This is a genomic window from Streptomyces avicenniae (assembly GCF_000719135.1).
Classification (GTDB): domain Bacteria; phylum Actinomycetota; class Actinomycetes; order Streptomycetales; family Streptomycetaceae; genus Streptomyces; species Streptomyces avicenniae.
Window position 1 is genome coordinate 1 of record NZ_JOEK01000054.1, and the last position, 319, is coordinate 319.

Consider the following 319-nt stretch of genomic DNA (forward strand, 5'->3'; position numbering starts at 1 on the left):
TGTGTTGATCGAGACGCTGGTCGCGTTGGGTGCGCGGGTGCGGTGGGCGTCGTGCAACATCTTCTCGACCCAGGACCACGCCGCTGCGGCGATCGCCGCGGCGGGTATTCCCGTCTTCGCCTGGAAGGGGGAGACGTTGGAGGAGTACTGGTGGTGCACGGAGCAGGCTCTGACGTGGGCGGACTCCCCGACCGGCGGGCCCAACACCATCCTCGACGACGGTGGTGACGCGACGGTGCTGCTGCACAAGGGGGTGGAGTACGAGAAGGACGGGAAGGTCCCGGATCCTTCGACGGCGGAGAACGACGAGCACCGGGTC

The 319-nt window shown here is 67.7% G+C and carries 1 protein-coding gene; it reads left to right on the forward strand.

Going from position 1 to position 319, the window contains the following annotated elements; all coding sequences use genetic code 11:
* Positions 1-319, forward strand: a 319-nt coding sequence (locus IF27_RS29715; protein WP_190233162.1) for an adenosylhomocysteinase, incomplete at both ends; no start/stop codon positions are given.